This is a genomic window from Saccharopolyspora griseoalba (genome assembly GCF_042665275.1).
In the GTDB taxonomy this organism is placed as follows: Bacteria; Actinomycetota; Actinomycetes; order Mycobacteriales; family Pseudonocardiaceae; genus Saccharopolyspora; species Saccharopolyspora griseoalba.
This window is the reverse complement of record NZ_JBHTCJ010000011.1, coordinates 138,041-156,353: the sequence shown is the minus strand read 5'-3', so window position 1 is coordinate 156,353 and position 18,313 is coordinate 138,041. Positions and strand designations below refer to the sequence as shown.

Sequence of the window (18,313 nt, the reverse complement as noted above, 5' to 3'; positions counted from 1 at the left end):
ACCTCACCAGCCGAAATCGTCAATTGCTCCCGGAGTCCGGGAGAGAACCAGACCAGCCCTGCATACCGGGTTCGCCCGACCCCTGGCTGCGGCCACTGCCGACGTCGTAGTACCCACCAGAGTCGGAATCGTTGTTCTGCTCGTGATACTGAGCCGCACCTAGCGCACCTCGAAGCCTTGCGCTCTCAGGGTTGGTCACGTTAGCGAGCCGATCCATTTCGTCGTGGTAGCGGCCCCGGTACCCCACGTTCTCGGCAGCTTCCTGCGCTCGCTTGCCCACGCCCTCGGCCACCGCCTGGCCCGCTTCATCGGCGTTGTTCATCCAGCGCAAGCCGGTGCCTGCCAAGTTCTCCGAACCACGCCCGATGCTGGCTGCCGCTTCCGAAGTACGACCGGCCGCTGCCGCCACGCCGTCCGAGGCGCGTGCCGTTCCGGTCGCGGCCGAGCCCAGAGCGTCCGCGCCAGCTGAAACCTTGCTACCGGCCGACAGCATGTCCCCGGCGGCAGCAGGGGCAGTCGAGGCGGCCTTGGTACCTGCGGTTGTCAGATCTGCACCGACCTTGGCACCCACCTGGGCCATGTCGTCGAGCACGCGGGCCAACAGGGCACCGGCCTTGCCGAGCTTGGCGAGCAGTTGGCTGATCTTCGCGGTGATCTTGGAGATCGTCATACCGATGCGCCCGGCGGCGTAGGCGAGGTAGCCGGCCACCGTGGCACCAAAGCTGACCACCGAACCGGCGAGCGCAGCGAGAGCGCCCTTGACCAGTTCGGCGACGATCGCGGCGATGATGTCGCGGACGATCGCCCGGCAGGTGGCGACCATCGTTCCCGCAGTCGCGATCACTGATGAGGCGTTGCCCGCGCTCAGCGCCATGCCCTGCAGACCCTCGGTGTATTCCTGGACCTGCTTGGTATAGGCGTCCTTGGCCGGACCCGACCAGCCGCTCGTCTGCTGGTCGGCCTGACTCGGGAACTCGTCCGCGAGCGCTTGCAGGTCTTCCTTGATGGCCTTCCAGGTATCAGCACCTGCCGCGATAGCGGGAGGGTCACCGGCGAGGAAATCCAGCAGTTCACGCAGCGGCGCCAAGTGCTCCATCAACCATCCGACGCCCGCTGCCAATGCGGTGCCGACCGGGTCGATCACCGTCACCAGGCCGTCGAGAGCGAGCACCCCGGCACTGGCGGCGAAGTCTCCCCAGTCTTGGGTGTTCACCGCGTTCACGGTCGCGCGGATCGAGTCCAGCGGCCCGGCGCCGGCGGTGAGCTTGCTTGAAGACCAACTGGGGGACGTCAGTTCCCCGGTGTCGACGAACATCGAAGACATCGGGCTCACCACTCAATCTTGGCCAGGCAAGCGGCCTGGTTGTCGTCCTCGGCGGTATAGGCGTCGGCGCAGTCGCTGACGGCCTGGCGGAGCTTGTCGGTGCGCTCGGAGAACGTCTGCAACTGCTGGACGGCCTGCTCCGAGGTTTCCCGCGCCTGGGAGGCGAACATCTGCCCCACCAGTCCGAAGGAATCCGCGCCGAAGCTCACGCCATCGCCCTTTTCAGCGGCGTCGGAGATCTTCCCGGCGAGATCGGACAGGTAGTTCGCGTGCGAGCTCAACGCCTGCGGCGTGACGGACATGTGCGTCATCGTCGGGTCTCCTGATCAGCGAAGGAACGACTGCGGTGGCTCGTCGTCAAAGTCGTCGTCTGCGGGCCGCCGGGACTGGTCGGTCGCGGCGTCGGGGTCGGCGGGCAGCTGCGAGCGCAGGAATTCGAGCCCGTCGCTTCCGGCCACCGGCTCGACCGCTTCCACCACGCGACCGGCGACCTTGGCCTGCGCCTGCCCGGCGAGCTGCAGGATCGCGGCCTTCAGGCGTTCCGGCCCGCGGCTGAGCGCCTGCTTGTCGATGTGCAGGTCCTTGAGCGCACCGTTGGCGCTGACCGTCACCGATACCGAACCGTCCGGCTCGGCCGCGGTTTCGGCCATGTCCTGCAAGTTCTGCTGGACCTCCTGGGACTGCCGCACCATCTCGTCGGCGCGTTCCTGCATCGCCGCCAACCACTGCTCTGGAGACTGCTCCACTACGACCCCCTACTCGTTCGCTGCTACGACGCAGCGGAGTTCCGAACGGTTCCGTCGAATCGTGCGCGATGCCGGTTCGTCACCAAGACCATCCTCTGGCCAAAAGCGACCAGTGCCAGCGGAATCGCCACAGCCCCTAGAACCCCGAGCCAGTTGCCGAAACCCACGACTACGCCCAGCACAACTCCTGCCGCCCCGACGCCACGGAGCCACTTGGCCACGCGCGCGAGCTTCTCCCGCCGCTCAGGCGAAAGCACGGGCGGCTCACCAAGCCCCTGGCGCCGCCGATTGATCGCCACGCCGAGCGCCACGGCGAGCGCGCAATATCCGAGCAAGATCGTGATGACAGCCATGCCGGGCAGCACTGCCGGAGCGGCCGTCGCAAGCCCACCGGCGATCAGCAGGCCCCACCCGAGCGGCAGCATCGCCGGCTCCCACAACTGCATTCGAGTCCGCTCGCGCCGCCGCGTCCACTGATCGGCGAACACCGATTGAAGTCGAGGAAGCTCCACGCCCATCAGCACGGCCCCGAACAGGGGCATCGTGACCGCCCACCCGAAACCGGCGAACGGCTTCGCCCTTTCGACCGTGATCATGTGCCCGGAATTGTCGACCTCACGCCAGGCCACCGGAGCCGGCTCGGTCCGGTTCCGCGGGGTCAGGTCGGAGCTGGTGAACGAAGAGGTGTCCTTGCTTCCGTCGGACCACGTGATTTCCGCATCGCACTGCCAATACCAGCCGAGCCCGGAACGACTGACCGGCCCCACGCGCTCGCAATCCGTGGCGATGGCAGTCCCCGTCTTCGCCACAACACCGTCCGAGGCCAGGGCACCCGAGACCACGAAGACCGTGTAGAGCACCAGCGCGAACACGAGCCGCACCAAGACCTGACACACGTAGTAGACGAAACGTCCCGGACCGCTCCTGCCCGACTTCTCAACCGCCGACACGGCCCACCTTCCCCTGGAACGGGCGAGTCACCGCGGAACGGTGACCAACGCAGCATCGCGGCCAGCGCGGTACTCCAAGGGCAGGCCGCGGTTCAACACTCGCGGGAGCGACTCGGCACATCCGTTGGAAGCAGTTCACCGCTTGCGCCCCTTGGCCGAGGCGAAAACCCAAACGATCGAACCTATCACCATGGCAACCACCGCATACGCCCCGTATTCCGGCCACTGAACGACGACAAACGCCAGCACCAGCACCCACGCGATCGAAACCAGTCCAGATCGCCAATCTCGATAACCCGGGCGCCTGGGCCTCTTCTCCGGCTTGCCTTCACCCAGCACAGGCCAACTCTCCTCGGCACGCGACGCTGACACGAACGGCCCCGAACCTAGCAGCCGGCAGTTGCCGCATTTCTTCCTTTCGCGATTGTCCTGGGTCGGATACGTCACCGGGCAAAAGCACGCGGTAACGGCCCCTGACGCTCAGCGACCTGCTGACAACCAGCACGAGCCTAATTGCCGCTTCGCTTGCTGACCGTCATCAGCCTGTACGCGGCGAAACAGACGAACAAGATCACGATGACGGGTGCGGTGCTGGGATGGCTGAGGTAGAGGGCACCAGCCACGATCAGCAGCGGAAGACCGAACAAGAGCGTACGGAGGCCTTCCCTCGCCCTGCCCCGAGGGTCCAGGTAGTCCCACTTCGACGACACGGCTCCACGCCTCCTCGAAACAAACCGCTGCGCAACCGCGCCGAAGTTAGCAACTGCCTGAGCTCCCGCAGGCTCGATGCGGCGAACCAGCAGCCGCACCGCTAGATGCCCAACCAAGCGCATGTGCCACCTCATGAGATCCGCGTGCTGAACTTCCGCCACAGCGCTTCTGCCGCTGGCGAGCCCAGTTGAGCTCAGCTGCGGAAGTCTCCGTCTTGGGACAAACCGGCCAGCAACTCGGAGAGCGCAAGGTCATCCGCGAGTTCCCTGGGCACCTCAGTCCGCCTTCTTCGCCGTCGGAACGAGCCTGAGCATCAAGCTGCCGTGCCTGCTGACATCGCCGGTGCAATTGAACCCCATTGGCCACGGCGATCTCCTTGATCATGTGATCAGAGAGCGTGTGGGCGCTCCACACCGTGACCTCGATGTGTCCATCGCACGTCCACGAACCGGCCAACCCGCGCTGCACCGACGCAGCACCCCGTCCCGTGCTTTGGAAGCGCGCAAACGCACGCCTCAGCATTGGCGGCTCTCGCCGCCCGGCCCTTGCACGCGTCAAACCGCCTCTCGCGTCCGACGACACACGGAACCACACCGGGCTCGTTGACGATCCGCGGAGCTCACGCCAGCCCGGCGAAGAGGGCGCCGCCGAAGGTCAGGCCCACGAGGGCGCCTGCCGCGACCTGGGCCGGCGTGTGGTCTCCGAGGTGGACTCGGGACCAGGAGATCGCGGCGACCGCCAGCAGCAGCGCCCAGGCCGCCGGGCCGTGCAGGACCGCGAGGGTGGCTACCGCGCCCGCGGCCACCGCGGCGTGCATGCTGATCTTCCAGCGCGCTGTGATCGCGCCGGTGACCAGCAGCGCGGCGATCATGGAGATGTCCAGCGCGATCAGCAGCCAGGGTGCCCCGAGCGCCACCAGCAGCACCAATCCGACCGCGCTCATCCCGATCAGGGCGATGAAGGGGACCAGCCGGCCGGCGCGGTCGCGCGCGTGGTGGCCGTCCCAGCGTCCGGTGCGCGCGCCCCAGACCATCACGCCCATCGGCAGGATGCTGCTGGTCAGCGCCACCAGAAGTCCCCAGCCCAGCGCTGCGCCGACGTGGTGGGTCGCCTGCCGGGCGACCGCGACCGGCAGCACCAGCACGATCACCCACGGGGCGCCCACCTCGCTGAGCAGCCGCGCGAACCGATCCGTCCCCGACCGCCGACCAGCAGTCGGCGTGACCTCAGCGCTCATGATCCCCCAGCCGTGCGAACGTGCCCGCGCAGTTTCACATGCCCGGGATCCGCGGCGCGCTCAGGCCTTCCGCCACCTCGCGGCCGCGTTGCCCGTGACGATCGAGACGCCGCCGCCGGCTCGGCGCAGCGGCACAGCTTGTCCACGACCTCCTCCGGCTCGTCCAGGTAGCCGAGCACGCCGTGGCGCAGCACCGCGGCGAAGCGCTCGCCGCGCACCGCCGCCTCGGCGTCCGTCCTCCCCGCCACCGCGCAGCGAGGTCACCCGCTGCCTCGCCTCCGCCGGAAGGTGATCGAGCGAACCCTGTCCAGCATCGCTTCCGAGGGATCGAGCAGCGCGACCTCGTAACCGGCGGTCGCCAGCGGGAACGACCGGTGGCCCGCTCCCCCGCCGACGTCGAGCACGCGCGCCGGGGGTCCGGCAGGTGCTCCAGGAGCTGGTGGTGCCCGCCCAGGTGCGCGCGCGGCCCTTCGCCGAGGCGTGGGCCCGGTCGACGAACTGATCGGCCGACCCGGCCCAGGCGTCGCCCGTGCGCTCGACAGCACCGCGGCTGCGCGAGGGCTCCTCAGCGGCACTCCTCGCCCCGCCGGGCACCAGCTACCCGTGGTCCTTGGCCTTGCGGCTCGGCTCCGGGCTCACCGTCACCGTCACCCGGGCTCGGGCGGGTTGGGGGATCGTGCGCACGTCCTCGGCCACCCGGTCGGCGGCGACCATGATCTGGCCAGCGGCCTCGGAATCCAGGTCTCCGCTGGACACCGCTGCGGCGATCTCGCGGTGCAGGCTCGTCAGCGCGACCTCGGCACCGGCCCGATCATGGGACATCGCAGCGGTTTTCAGCTCGGCCACCCGCGCGTGGAGCTGCTGGCGGACCTTCGGCTGCATCGACTCGCCCGCGCACCCGGCCGCCGCGAGCAGCACCAGAGCGGCCGGCAGCAGGCGGATCACTGCTGCACCGCCCTCTCCAGGTTCGCGATGTCCACCGGCAACCGCTCCACGCCCGGCGGCCCCTGGACCGGCGGGAGCTCCTCGACCTCGCCCTCCGGCCACAGCGCGACCAGCAGCGACGCCAGCGCGACCAGCACGGCCAGGCTCGCCGCGATCGGCACCACCGGGCGCTTCGGGCTCGGCTGCGCGACCGGCAGCGATCCCGTCGGCGGGCGCTGCGGCGCGCGCGGTCGCGGGACCACCGGCGGCGGGAGGGGCTGGATCGGGCGCAGCACCTCGGTGGTCCGGCCGTTGAGCAGGTCGCCTGCTTGCTCGGCGGTGATGCGGCGCGACGGGTCGGTGGTCAGCATCGCCTGCAACCCGCGGCGCAGCCGCGACGGGATCGCCTGCGGGACCTGCGGCGGGCGCACCAACCGGGCCGCGGCGGCGTTCGGACCTCCCGGGTACTCGACGCGGGCGGTCACGCACTCCAGCAGCACCAGCCCCAGGGAGTAGACGTCGGCGGCGAAACCCACCTCGCCCGCCGAGACCTGCTCCGGGGCCATGTAGGTGGTGGTGCCCACGACCTGGCCGGAGCCGGTGAGCCTGCCCGCGGCGTCGGCCAGCCGGGAGACGCCGAAATCGGCCAGGAACGCGCGGGCGTCGTTCCCGATCAGCACGTTGGTCGGTTTGACGTCGCGGTGCACGATCTCGTTGTCGTGCACGTGGGCGAGGGTGTCGGCGAGCTTGCCGCCGATGTCGGCGACGTGCTCGGGGTCCATCGGCCCCTGATCCACCGCGTCGGCCAGCGTGCCGCCCTCGACCAACTGCATGATCAGGAACAGCTCGTCCTCATCGGCGCTGAAGTCGTGCACGGTGACCAGACCGGGGTGGCTCAAGCCGGCCAGGATGCGGGCCTCCTCGGCGAAGCGCCGCCGGCCCAGCTCGTCCGAGGACGACCGGAAGACCTTCGCCGCGACGACCCGCTGCAGGCGGGTGTCCATCGCCCGGTGCACGTCGGCCATCCCACCGCTGCCCAAGCGCGACCCGAGCCGGTACCGACCGCCCAGCAGCACAGCAACGTCGGTCATCAACCCTCCGAACCCGTCACCCGCATAACCCTATCGGGCTACACCATCCCCGTGAACGACCTGCCGGACCTCGGGTGATCACGCTCAACCGGATCTTTACCGACGGGTGATGCCCCCGGGGCGGGAACCGGACAGGACTGCGACGCGCAGGTGAATCCCGGGCCGATCAGCGGGAACCACCTCGTCCCGGAACCGGATCATGGGATCGTTGAAGCGGTTCGTGCTCCTATCCAGCTGGGGACGGTCGGATGGACATCGTGTTCAGGTTCAAGGCGCAGGAAGACGACGACCGCTCGCACGACGATCTCCAGCTGCTCTACCGGCACCTGCTCGACGACGCCGAACTCCGGCCGCACGCCGAAATCGATGCGCGAAGCTGCCGCTCCCGGACAGCTCGGCGCCGCCGAGGCGGCGCGCAACGCGGACGCACCATCGAAGCGCTCGCCGCCACCCCGGATGGCCGCTACCTCTACGCGGGATGGGAAGCGCCGCTCGACGGCGATGGCGACCACGCGGGGCGCAACCGGATACGAATCCAGCGCTACCGCGGAGAACCCGGCGGGAACTGCGTCCCCCGATCAGCAGTACGCCTACCAGACCGCTCCCGGGCTCTACCTCGCGGAGCTCGCGGTGGTCGACAAGGACCGGCTGGTCGCGCTGGAGCGGCAGTACGTCGAAGGTTCGGGCAACACCGTTCGCGTTTCCGAGCTGATGCTCAGCGACGACAAGGACGTCACCGGAACCGCCTCGCTGGCCAACGAACCCGCGTTCTCGTTCGTGCACAGCGCGGAACTGCTCGCCCTCGGCGACTGCCCGGCCGGGACGCCCGGCGCGGTGCCGCACCACCAACGACAGCCGAACCCGCTGCTGGACAACGTCGAGGGGATGGCGCTCGGACCGAGGGACCCGGACGGCTCCCGGCTGATGTAGCTGGTCAGCGATGACAACCGGAGCGGCGTGCAGATCACCCGGCTGTACTCCCTGCGCGTTCGCCTGCCGGAGCGATGCGCGCCCCTCGAGCGGAGGAGTCCCCGACGCGGCGGGCGCGTCGGGGACTCCTCCGTGCTGCGGCCGGGGCTCAGGGGTTGAGCATCAGGGCCAGGTCGTGCTTGATCCTCGTGGCGGCCTCGCGGAGGCCGTTCGGGCCGTGGCGCAGGACGTCCCGGCTGGTCGTGGGCAGGACGTTGGGCAGCGCCCTGCCGAAGACCGCCTTGAGGTCCTTGAGCGTGGCGCCCTGGGCGCCCAGGCCGGGGGCCAGGATCGGGCCGTTGAGGCTGGAGAAGTCCAGCTCGCCCGGGGGGATCGTGGCGCCCGCGACCACGCCCACGTGCCCCAGCGGGGCCTTGCCCCGGTTGCTCTCGGCCGCCGAGTCCACGATGGACTGGGCGATCGAGTCGCCGCTGCCGTGCACCGACTGCTGCAGGCCGGCGCCCTCCGGGTTGGAGGTGCGGGCCAGCACGAACACGCCCCGCCCGTTCTGCTCGGCGATGCCGATGGCCGGGGCCAGCGAGCCGTAGCCCAGGTACGGCGAGACCGTGATGGCGTCGGCCGAGACCGGGGAGTGCTCGTCGAGGTAGGCCATCGCGTAGGCGGTCATCGTCGAGCCGATGTCGCCGCGCTTGACGTCCAGCAGCACCAGCGCGCCGGCGGACTGGGCCTCGCGCATCACGCGCTCCAGCACCGCCACGCCCGCCGAGCCGTAGCACTCGAAGAACGCCGACTGCGGTTTGAGCACCGCGACCTCACCGGCCAGGGCCTCCACCGCGGTCATCGCGAAGCGCTCCACCGAGCCCGGGGTCTCGTCGAGACCCCAGGCGTGCAGCAGCGACGGGTGCGGATCGATGCCCACGCACAGCGGGCCGCGCTCGGCGACCCCGGCCGCGAGCCGCTCGCCGAACCCGGCGCGCAGCGGGTCTTGGACCATCACTCACCACCTTGACGCAGGGCCGCCTGCAGCGCCTGCAGCGGCCGGACCCCGATGTTGCCACCGATGGCCGCCTCGATGCCCTGCACCGCCGCGGCCGCGCCCTGCACCGTGGTGATGCAGGGGATGTCGCGGGAGACCGCGGCCGTGCGGATCTCGTAGCCGTCCACCCGCGGACCCGGGTTGCCGTAGGGGGTGTTGATGACCATGTCGACCTCGCCGGACTTGATCAGCTCGACGATGTCGCGGTGCCCGTCGGAGGACTCGGTGTGCTTTCCGACCACCGTGGACGGAATCCCGTTGCGGTGCAGCACCTCGGAAGTACCCGTGGTGGCCAGGATTTCGAACCCGAGGTCGGCCAGCCGCTTGACCGGGAAGACCAGCGAGCGCTTGTCCTTGTTGGCCACCGAGACGAACACCTTGCCCGAGGTCGGCAGCGAACCGTAGGCACCGGCCTGGGACTTGGCGAAGGCCTGGCCGAACGAGGTGTCCAGGCCCATGACCTCACCGGTGGACTTCATCTCCGGCCCGAGCAGCGAGTCCACGCCCACGCCCTCGCGGGTGCGGAAGCGGTGGAAGGGCAGCACGGCCTCCTTGACCGCCACCGGCGCGTCGATCGGCAGGTCCGCCCCGTCGCCCTCGGCGGGAAGCAGGCCCTCGGCGCGCAGGTCGGCGATCTTGGCGCCGAGCATGATCCGAGCCGCGGCCTTGGCCAGCGGGGCGGCGGCCGCCTTGGACACGAACGGCACCGTGCGCGAGGCGCGCGGGTTGGCCTCCAGCACGTAGAGCACGTCGTCCTTGAGCGCGTACTGCACGTTGAGCAGGCCCGACACGCCGATGCCCTTGGCGATCGCCTCGGTGGAGCGGCGCACCTTCTCGATGTCCTGGCGGCCCAGGGTGATCGGCGGCAGCGCGCAGGCCGAGTCGCCGGAGTGGATGCCGGCCTCCTCGATGTGCTCCATCACGCCGCCGAGGTAGATGTCGGTGCCGTCGCAGAGCGCGTCGACGTCGATCTCGATCGCGTCGTCGAGGAAGTTGTCCACCAGCACCGGGTGCTCCGGGGTGACCTCGGTGGCCCGGGCGATGTAGTTCTCCAGCGAGGGCTCGTCGTAGACGATCTCCATGCCGCGCCCGCCCAGCACGTAGGACGGCCGCACCAGCACCGGGTAGCCGATCTCGTCGGCGATGCGCTTGGCGCCCTCGAACGAGGTGGCGGTGCCGTACTTCGGCGCGGGCAGCCCGGCGCCGGCGAGCACGTCGCCGAACGCGCCGCGCTCCTCGGCCAGGTGGATGGCCTCCGGCGTGGTTCCCACCACCGGCACGCCCGCGTCCGACAACCGCTTGGCCAGGCCCAGCGGGGTCTGGCCGCCCAGCTGCACGATCACCCCGGCCACGTCGCCCGAGCGCTGCTCGGAGTGCACGACCTCCAGGACGTCCTCGAAGGTCAGCGGCTCGAAGTAGAGCCGGTCGGAGGTGTCGTAGTCGGTGGAGACGGTCTCCGGGTTGCAGTTGACCATCACCGTCTCGTACCCCGCCTCGCGCAGCGCCATCGCGGCGTGCACGCAGGAGTAGTCGAACTCGATGCCCTGGCCGATGCGGTTCGGTCCGGACCCGAGGATGATCACCTTCTGCTTGTCCCGCTGCTCGGTGACCTCGGACTCGGCCGCCGGGTCGGACTCGTAGGCCGAGTAGTGGTACGGGGTCTTGGCGGCGAACTCGGCCGCGCAGGTGTCGACCGTCTTGTACACCGGCCGCACGTCCAGGCGGTGGCGCAGCGCGCGCACCCCGTCCTCACCGGCCAGCTCCGGCCGGATCGCGGCGATCTGCTTGTCCGACAGGCCGGCCCGCTTGCACCGGCGCAGCAGCGCGGCGTCGAGCACCGGCGCGTCGACCAGCTCGGCGCGCAGCTCCACCCACGCCGCGATCTGGTCGACGAACCACGGGTCGATCCCGGAGGCCTCGTGCACCTGCTCCACGGTCGCACCCAGCCGCAGCGCGCGCTCGACGGTGTACAGCCGGCCGTCGTGTGCGGTGCGCAGGGCCTGCAGGGCGGACTCCGCGGTGGCGCCCTCGGGATCCGGCCGGGTCCAGAAGCCGGTGGACTTGGTCTCCATCGAGCGCAGGGCCTTGCCCATGGCCTCGGAGAAGCTGCGGCCCACCGACATCGCCTCGCCGACGCTCTTCATCGTCGTGGTCAGCTCGGTGTCGGCGCCCGGGAACTTCTCGAAGGCGAACCGCGGCACCTTGACCACGACGTAGTCGAGCGTGGGCTCGAAGCTCGCCGGGGTCTCGCCGGTGATGTCGTTCTGGATCTCGTCGAGCCGGTAGCCCACGGCCAGCTTCGCGGCGATCTTGGCGATCGGGAACCCGGTGGCCTTCGAGGCCAGCGCCGAGGAGCGCGACACCCGCGGGTTCATCTCGATGACGACCATCCGGCCGGTGCGCGGGTTGAAGGCGAACTGGATGTTGCAGCCGCCGGTGTCCACCCCGACCTCGCGCAGCACGTCCAGGCCGACGTTGCGCATGTGCTGGTACTCGCGGTCGGTGAGCGTCATCGACGGGGCCACGGTCACCGAATCGCCGGTGTGCACGCCCATCGGGTCGACGTTCTCGATCGAGCAGATGACGACCGCGTTGTCGGCGTTGTCGCGCATCAGCTCGAGCTCGTACTCCTTCCAGCCGAGCACGCTCTCCTCGATGAGCACCTCGTGCACCGGGGACTCGGCCAGCCCGAAGGAGGCCATCCGCTCGAGCTCCTCCTCGGTGTGCGCCATGCCGGAGCCGAGCCCGCCCATGGTGAAGCTGGGGCGGATGACCACCGGCAGGCCGCAGCGCTCGACGAACGAGCGCACCTCGTCCATCGAGTTGCACACCTTGGACTCGGGCACCTCGCCGCCGACCGAGCGCACGATGTCCTTGAACATCTGCCGGTCCTCGCCGCGCTGGATCGCGTCGACGTCGGCGCCGATGAGCTCCACGCCGTACTTCTCCAGCACCCCGCGCTCGTGCAGCGCGATCGCCGTGTTCAGGGCGGTCTGTCCGCCCAGCGTCGCCAGGATCGCGTCCGGGCGCTCGGCGTCGATCACCTTCTCCACGAACTCCGGGGTGATCGGCTCGATGTAGGTGGCATCGGCGAACTCGGGATCGGTCATGATCGTGGCCGGGTTGGAGTTCACCAGCGAGACGCGGATGCCCTCTTCCCGCAGCACCCGGCACGCCTGCGTGCCGGAGTAGTCGAACTCGCACGCCTGGCCGATGACGATCGGCCCGGAACCGATGACCAGAACGTGCTCGATGTCGGTCCTCTTGGGCATCAGCGCAGTACCGCCTCTCCGCGATTCACAGTGGTGGTGACGTTGGGCGGCACACCTCGTCCCGAGGTCGCCGCAGGTTGCTCGACGTCACGCTCCTCTGAGGGTCCGTTGTGTACGACTCGGCTCGGCACAACGCAGTTCATGACTTGCTCGATTCCGACATGAGGTCCACGAAACGATCGAACAGCGGCGCGGCGTCGTGCGGACCCGCAGCCGCTTCGGGGTGGTACTGGACGGAGAACGCCGGAGCGTTCAGCAGGCGCAGGCCCTCGACGGCGCCGTCGTTGGCGCAGTGGTGGGACACCACCGCGCGGCCGAAGTCGGTGTCGAACTCCTCGCCGGGCTCGCCCTCGACGGCGAAGCCGTGGTTCTGCGCGGTGATCGCGACCCGTCCGGTCTCGTGGTCGATGACCGGGATGTTGATCCCGCGGTGGCCGTAGCGCAGCTTGTAGGTGCCGCGGCCCAGCGCGCGACCGAGCACCTGGTTGCCGAAGCAGATGCCGAACAGCGGGAGCTTCCGGTCCAGGGCCTGGCGGGTCAGCTCGACCTGCGCGCCGGTGGTGGCCGGGTCGCCGGGGCCGTTGGACAGGAACAGCCCGTCCGGGGAGACCGACAGGATCTCGTCCATGGTCGAGGTCAGCGGCAGCACGTGGATCTCGATGCCGCGCTCGGCCATCATCCGCGGCGTGTTCGCCTTGATGCCCATGTCCAGGGCGACCACGGTGAAGCGCTTCTCGCCCGCCGCCGGGATCACGTAGGGGTCGGCGGTGGTGACGTCACCGGCCAGCGAGGCGCCGACCATCTCGTCGCCCGCCCGGACCGCCTGGACCATCTGCTCGTCGGTGCCCAGCTCGGGCCCGGAGAAGATGCCGCCGCGCATGGCGCCCAGCTCGCGGACGTGCCGGGTCAGCGTGCGGGTGTCGATGCCGGAGATCCCGACGATCTCCTGCCGGTCGAGCTCGTCGTCCAGGCTGCGGGTGGCGCGCCAGTTCGACGCGCGGCGCGCGGGCTCGCGCACCGCGTAGCCGGCCACCCAGATGCGGCTGGACTCGTCGTCCTCGTCGTTCCAGCCGGTGTTGCCGATCTGCGGTGCGGTCTGCACCACGATCTGGCGGTGGTACGAGGGGTCGGTCAGCGTTTCCTGATAACCGGTCATGCCGGTGGTGAACACGACCTCACCGAGGGTCCTGCCCACCTTGCCGTAGGCCTCCCCGCGGAAGATCCGGCCGTCCTCCAGCACCAGCGCGGCCGGGTTGTGCGCGGTCATTTCTCCTCCTGCCGCGAATCGCGTTCGCGAGTCGTCTCGGTTCGGGCTTCGCTGCGCGCGACGTCGTCGGCGGGCGCCAGGGCGCGGATCGCCTCGACCCATCCGGTCTGGGCCTGCTTGTCGTCGCCGCGGAAGCCGGTGTCCAGCAAGTGATCGCCGAGCCGCCAGGTCACCACCACCAGGCCCGCTCCTGGAACGACCTTGTTCGCCAGCTTGTGGTCCAGGCGGGCGTCGACCACCGACTCAGCGGGGATCCACAGCGCGCTCGCGCCGTCTCGCTCGATGAGCACACCCCGGTCGTGCAGCCGAGCGGTGCCGTTGGCGCGATGCCCGATGTCGCCCACCGCGACGCGGTCCTGCCAGTCATCGGCCTTGGTGGTGCCGACGTACATGCCGGTCTCGGCGGGCAGGGCCTCCTCGCCGGGTTCGGCGGGCGGGGTCGGGAACGCGGGCAGCTCGGCGCTCTGTCGTCGGGCCCGGGCCAGCCAGCCGCGGCGCATCCCGAAGAAGACCAGGGCCGCCAGCGCGGCTATCGCCAGCACCCACAGCGTGCGTTCCATCAGCGCCTCACCTTGCCCTCGTGCGCCGTGACCTGGCCGCGCAGCAGCGTGGCGACCACCCGTCCGGGCAGGCGCATGCCCTCGAAGGGCGAGTTCTGGCCCAGGCTGGCGAGCTCGGCGGCGCGCACGGTCCACTCGGCCTCCGGGTCGACCAGGGCGAGGTTGGCCGGCTCGCCCTCGGCGATCGGGCGGCCCTGGCCGGTCAGCCCGGCGATCTCGGCGGGCCGCTCGGACATCACCCTGGCGACGCCGCGCCAGTCCAGCAGGCCGGAGCGCACCATCGTGCGGGTCACGATGGCCAGGGCCGTCTGCAGGCCGAGCATGCCGGGCTTGGCCGTGGACCACTCGCAGTCCTTGTCCTGCGCGGCGTGCGGCGCGTGGTCGGTGGCCACGCAGTCCACGGTGCCGTCGGCCAGCGCGCGGCGCAGCGCCTCGGCGTCGGCGTCGGTGCGCAGCGGCGGGTTGACCTTGTTGACCGGGTCGTAGGTGCTCAACCGCTCGTCGGTCAGCAGCAGGTGGTGCGGGGTGACCTCGGCCGAGACCTGCCCGGCCGCCTCGCGGGACTTCCACCAGCGCAGGATCTCGGCGGTGCCCTCGGTCGAGACGTGGCAGACGTGCAGCGAGCCCCCGGTGTGCCCGGCAAGCAGGCAGTCGCGGGCGACGATGGACTCCTCGGCGGGCGCGGGCCAGCCGGCCAGGCCCAGCCGAGCGGCGTTGTCGCCCTCGTGCGCCTGCGCGCCCGCGGTGAGCCGCGGTTCCTCGGCGTGCTGGGCGACCAGCCCGCCGAAGGAGCGGGTGTACTCCAGCGCGCGGCGCATGATCAGGGGATCGTGCACGCACTTGCCGTCGTCGGAGAACACGCGGACCTCGGCCGCGGAGTGCCGCATGGTGCCCAGCTCGGCGAGCTTCTCGCCGCCCAGGCCGACGGTGACCGCCCCGACCGGGTGCACGTCGACCAGGCCGACCTCCCGGCCCCGGCGCCACACGTGCTCGGTGATCACGGCGTTGTCGGCCACCGGATCGGTGTTGGCCATCGCGAACACCGCCGTGTAGCCGCCCAGGGCCGCGGCCATCGAACCGGTCTCGACGGTCTCGGCGTCCTCGCGCCCCGGCTCGCGCAGGTGCGTGTGCAGGTCCACGAAGCCGGGCAGCAGGACCTTGCCGCCACCGTCGACGATCTCGTCGGCGTCGGCCTGCGGGCTCGCGCCGATCTCGACGATCGTCTCGCCCTCGATGAGCACGTCGACCGGCTCACCCTCCCCGTAGGGCCGAACCCCGTTGAGCAACACCCGGGTCATGCCGCGATCTCCTCTCCGGCCAGCAGGTGGTAGAGCACCGCCATCCGCACGTGCACGCCGTTGCCGACCTGCTGGGTGATGGCGGCGCGGTCGGAATCGGCCACCGACGGCGCGATCTCCATGCCGCGCAGCATCGGGCCCGGGTGCAGCACGACGGCGTGCTCGGGCAGCTTGGCCAGCCGCGCCTCGTTGAGGCCGTAGGCGATCGAGTACTCGCGCGCCGACGGGAAGAACCCGCCGTGCATCCGCTCGGCCTGCACGCGCAGCAGCATCACCGCGTCCAGCTTCGGCAGCTCGGCGTCCAGGTCGTGCCGGACCCCCGCGCCCCAGCGCTCGACCCCGGTGGGCACCAGCGTCGGCGGCGCGACGAGCACGACCTCGGCGCCCAGGGTGCGCAGCAGGTGCACGTTGGAGCGGGCCACCCGGCTGTGCAGCACGTCGCCGACGATGCCGATGCGGCGCCCGGCGATCTCGCCGAGGCGCTCGCGCAGGGTCGCGGCGTCCAGCAGCGCCTGGGTGGGGTGCTCGTGCATCCCGTCACCGGCGTTGACGACCTGGGTGCCCTCGTCCTCGAGCCAGCCGGCCAGGCGGTGCGCGGCGCCGGAGGCCGGGTGGCGGATGATCACGCAGTCCGCGCCCGCGGCCGACAGGGTCAGGGCGGTGTCGCGCAGCGACTCCCCCTTGCCGACCGAGGAGCTCGACGCCGAGACGTTGATCACGTCGGCGCTCATCCACTTCCCGGCGACCTCGAAGGACACCCGGGTCCGGGTGGAGTTCTCGTAGAACAGCGTCACCACGGTGCGCCCGCGCAACGTGGGCAGCTTCTTCACCTCGCGCCCCAGCAGCGTCTGCTTGAGCGTGTCGGCGGTGTCGAGCACGGCCGAGGCGGTCCCGGCGTCCAGGTCCTCGGCGGACAGCAGGTGGCGCATCACACGTCCTCCCTGGACTCGGGCCGGTCGATGACCACGCGGTCGGCCCCGTCGGTCTCGGCCAGGCGCACCGCCACGTCCTCGCTGCGCGAGGTCGGGATGTTCTTGCCCACGTAGTCGGCGCGGATGGGCAGCTCGCGGTGCCCGCGGTCGACCAGCACCGCCAGCTGCACGGCCCGGGGGCGACCCTGGTCCCGCAGGGCGTCGAGGGCGGCGCGCACGGTGCGGCCGGAGAAGAGCACGTCGTCGACCAGCACGACCAGCTTGCCGTCGATGCCGCCCGGCGGGAGGCTGGTCGGCTCCAGCGGCCGGTTGGGCCGTTTGCGCAGGTCGTCGCGGAACAGGGTGATGTCGAGGGTTCCGGTGGTCACCGAAACGCCGCTGAAGTCGGCGATCTTGTCAGCCAACCGGGTGGCCAGCGGAGTCCCCCTGGTGGGGACGCCCAGCAGCACCACGCTGTCGTCGCCGGTGTCCAGCGCGGTCTTCTCGATGATCTGATGGGCGATTCGGGCGATCGTGCGCGCAACGTCACCGGCGGAGAGCAGCTCCCGCTGCCCCGCCGGGTCCGCCGCGTCCGCCTGATGGCGTGACGCCACGGTTCGACCTCCTTCCCCGCCTCACTGGACGGGTCCTTAAAGGATGGTGTGTGACCTGCCCCGCAATCGCGGCTCCGGTCAGGATCGCGGATCGCGGCGCTGACCAGTACGCTATCAGTGCTGAGAGGTCAATCGACCGGGTGGTGTGTTGGTGCTCGCCACATTCGCGTCCAAGACCAACTTGACCTGGTGACGCTCACGAGCGAAGATTACTCTCCGTATCGATCTGAGCTTTGCTCCCCGGTCGGCACTATCGGCTGACGGGGCGAACGAACGGAGAAACGCCACATGGGCGACTACGCCAAGGCGCTGGGCAGCAAACTCCGCGCCATCCGCCAGCAGCAGGGTCTGTCGCTGCACGGCGTCGAGCAGAAGTCTGGCGGACGGTGGAAGGCCGTGGTCGTCGGTTCCTACGAGCGAGGCGACCGAGCGGTGACCGTGCAGAAGCTGGCCGAGCTGGCCGACTTCTACGGGGTTCCGGTCGCGGAACTGCTGCCGGAGGGCCGCGTGCCCTCCGGTGCCGAGCCGGCGACCAAGGTTGTCATCAACCTGGAGCGGCTGCAGCAGCTTCCCGCGGAGAAGGTGGGCCCGCTGGCCCGCTACGCGGCGACGATCCAGAGCCAGCGCGGTGACTACAACGGCAAGGTGCTGTCCATCCGCACCGAGGACCTGCGATCCCTGGCGATCATCTACGACATGACGCCGGGCGAGCTCACCGAGCAGCTCATCGACTGGGGCGTGCTTCCCCCGGAGGCGCGTCCGGCCCGCGAGGAGTGAGAACTCCCACAACGGCCCGCGGGGCGCCCGGCGACGCCGGGCGCCCCTACCCGGGCGTCGAGGCGGGCTGACTTCTTTCATCAGAAGTCCATCGGCGGAAGCCGGGACTTCTGATGAAAGAAGTCAGGCCGCGCCGGCGTCGCTCCGCGCGAAGGGCCCCCGCCTGGTGGCGGGGGCCCTCGTCGTGTCACCGGGTCAGTCGACCGGTTGCTGCTCCTCGGCCTTGATCGTCTTGCGCAGCCTCGAGGCGATGTTGGACATGCGGCCCAGCACGCCGTTGACGAACCGCGGCGAGTCGTCGGTGGACAGCGAGCGCGCCAGCTCCACGGCCTCGTCGACGGCCACCACCGGCGGCACGTCCTCGGCGCACCACAGGAGCTCGTAGACCCCCAGGCGCAGGACGGCGCGGTCCACCACCGGCAGCCGGTCCAGCGTCCAGCCCTCGAGGTGCTGGGAGAGCACCTCGTCGATGCGCTCCTGGTGCTCGCGGACGCCCTCGACGAGCTTGACCGCGTACTCGTGCACCGGCGGCACCTCGGGCTCGCCGACGCGGTCGGCCAGCAGCGTCACCGGGTCGGCGTCCCGCTGGTCGGCTTCGTACAGGAAATCGATCGCGCGCTTGCGCGCCTTGCTTCGCGCACCCGCCACGTCACAACCTCTTTTCG

General features: G+C 70.4%; 17 protein-coding genes and 1 pseudogene. 3 read left to right on the top strand and 15 right to left on the bottom strand.

Annotation, left to right across the window (positions count from 1 at the left end; genetic code table 11):
* Positions 1-19: 19 nt before the first annotated feature.
* From ACFQRI_RS20390 to ACFQRI_RS20360, 7 genes are all read right to left on the bottom strand, one after another.
* Entirely contained in the window at positions 20-1,324 is a 1,305-nt protein-coding gene (locus tag ACFQRI_RS20390; protein WP_380670995.1) for a WXG100 family type VII secretion target, read from the bottom strand.
* Between the two features lie 5 nt (positions 1,325-1,329).
* Positions 1,330-1,626: a type VII secretion target gene (locus ACFQRI_RS20385; RefSeq protein WP_380670993.1), complete on the bottom strand. Its 297-nt coding sequence runs from the start codon at positions 1,624-1,626 to the stop codon at positions 1,330-1,332.
* A gap of 24 nt (positions 1,627-1,650) precedes the next feature.
* Positions 1,651-2,070, bottom strand: a complete 420-nt coding sequence (locus ACFQRI_RS20380) for a YbaB/EbfC family nucleoid-associated protein (protein ID WP_380670991.1) — start codon at positions 2,068-2,070, stop codon at positions 1,651-1,653.
* Positions 2,071-2,093: 23 nt separating this feature from the next.
* Complete coding sequence (locus ACFQRI_RS20375) at positions 2,094-3,020, bottom strand: DUF6346 domain-containing protein (RefSeq protein WP_380670989.1); 927 nt, start codon at positions 3,018-3,020, stop codon at positions 2,094-2,096.
* Between the two features lie 1,330 nt (positions 3,021-4,350).
* Complete coding sequence (locus ACFQRI_RS20370; RefSeq protein WP_380670987.1) at positions 4,351-4,968, bottom strand: hypothetical protein; 618 nt, start codon at positions 4,966-4,968, stop codon at positions 4,351-4,353.
* 597 nt (positions 4,969-5,565) lie between these two features.
* The gene (locus ACFQRI_RS20365) at positions 5,566-5,913 is read right to left on the bottom strand and encodes a hypothetical protein (protein WP_380670985.1); all 348 of its coding nucleotides are present in this window, start codon (positions 5,911-5,913) and stop codon (positions 5,566-5,568) included.
* A complete protein-coding gene (locus ACFQRI_RS20360; protein WP_380670983.1) occupies positions 5,910-6,983 on the bottom strand; it encodes a serine/threonine-protein kinase in 1,074 nt (357 codons plus the stop codon). Before ACFQRI_RS20360 ends, ACFQRI_RS20365 begins: the two co-directional genes overlap by 4 nt.
* A 248-nt stretch (positions 6,984-7,231) precedes the next feature.
* Between ACFQRI_RS20360 and ACFQRI_RS20355 the strand changes: the two are divergent.
* Together ACFQRI_RS20355 and ACFQRI_RS20350 are read left to right on the top strand one after the other, a co-directional pair.
* Positions 7,232-7,519, top strand: a pseudogene (locus ACFQRI_RS20355) (esterase-like activity of phytase family protein); the annotation flags it as partial.
* Positions 7,440-7,913: an esterase-like activity of phytase family protein gene (locus tag ACFQRI_RS20350; RefSeq protein WP_380670981.1), complete on the top strand. Its 474-nt coding sequence runs from the start codon at positions 7,440-7,442 to the stop codon at positions 7,911-7,913. The pseudogene ACFQRI_RS20355 and the gene ACFQRI_RS20350, both read left to right, overlap by 80 nt.
* A 148-nt stretch (positions 7,914-8,061) precedes the next feature.
* Here ACFQRI_RS20350 and pyrF read toward each other — a convergent pair whose 3' ends face one another.
* From pyrF to pyrR, 7 genes are all read right to left on the bottom strand, one after another.
* A complete protein-coding gene (pyrF, locus tag ACFQRI_RS20345) occupies positions 8,062-8,907 on the bottom strand; it encodes an orotidine-5'-phosphate decarboxylase (protein WP_380670979.1) in 846 nt (281 codons plus the stop codon).
* Positions 8,907-12,221: a carbamoyl-phosphate synthase large subunit gene (gene carB / locus ACFQRI_RS20340; RefSeq protein WP_380670977.1), complete on the bottom strand. Its 3,315-nt coding sequence runs from the start codon at positions 12,219-12,221 to the stop codon at positions 8,907-8,909. Before carB ends, pyrF begins: the two co-directional genes overlap by 1 nt.
* A 139-nt stretch (positions 12,222-12,360) precedes the next feature.
* Positions 12,361-13,488, bottom strand: a complete 1,128-nt coding sequence (gene carA, locus ACFQRI_RS20335; protein WP_380670975.1) for a glutamine-hydrolyzing carbamoyl-phosphate synthase small subunit — start codon at positions 13,486-13,488, stop codon at positions 12,361-12,363.
* Positions 13,485-14,048, bottom strand: a complete 564-nt coding sequence (locus ACFQRI_RS20330; RefSeq protein ID WP_380670973.1) for a PH-like domain-containing protein — start codon at positions 14,046-14,048, stop codon at positions 13,485-13,487. The genes carA and ACFQRI_RS20330 overlap by 4 nt, the downstream gene beginning before the upstream one ends.
* On the bottom strand, positions 14,048-15,346 hold the full coding sequence (locus tag ACFQRI_RS20325; protein ID WP_380670971.1) for a dihydroorotase: 1,299 nt from the start codon (positions 15,344-15,346) through the stop codon (positions 14,048-14,050). The genes ACFQRI_RS20330 and ACFQRI_RS20325 overlap by 1 nt, the downstream gene beginning before the upstream one ends.
* Positions 15,343-16,275 (bottom strand): aspartate carbamoyltransferase catalytic subunit, encoded by a 933-nt coding sequence (locus tag ACFQRI_RS20320; protein WP_380670969.1) that lies wholly within the window; start codon positions 16,273-16,275, stop codon positions 15,343-15,345. The genes ACFQRI_RS20325 and ACFQRI_RS20320 overlap by 4 nt, the downstream gene beginning before the upstream one ends.
* The gene (gene pyrR / locus ACFQRI_RS20315) at positions 16,275-16,871 is read right to left on the bottom strand and encodes a bifunctional pyr operon transcriptional regulator/uracil phosphoribosyltransferase PyrR (protein ID WP_380670967.1); all 597 of its coding nucleotides are present in this window, start codon (positions 16,869-16,871) and stop codon (positions 16,275-16,277) included. The genes ACFQRI_RS20320 and pyrR overlap by 1 nt, the downstream gene beginning before the upstream one ends.
* A 288-nt stretch (positions 16,872-17,159) precedes the next feature.
* Here pyrR and bldD point away from each other — a divergent pair, with 288 nt between their 5' ends.
* Positions 17,160-17,648: a transcriptional regulator BldD gene (gene bldD, locus ACFQRI_RS20310; protein ID WP_010311046.1), complete on the top strand. Its 489-nt coding sequence runs from the start codon at positions 17,160-17,162 to the stop codon at positions 17,646-17,648.
* 195 nt (positions 17,649-17,843) lie between these two features.
* Here bldD and nusB read toward each other — a convergent pair whose 3' ends face one another.
* A complete protein-coding gene (gene nusB, locus ACFQRI_RS20305) occupies positions 17,844-18,296 on the bottom strand; it encodes a transcription antitermination factor NusB (RefSeq protein WP_380670965.1) in 453 nt (150 codons plus the stop codon).
* Between the last annotated feature and the right edge of the window lie 17 nt (positions 18,297-18,313).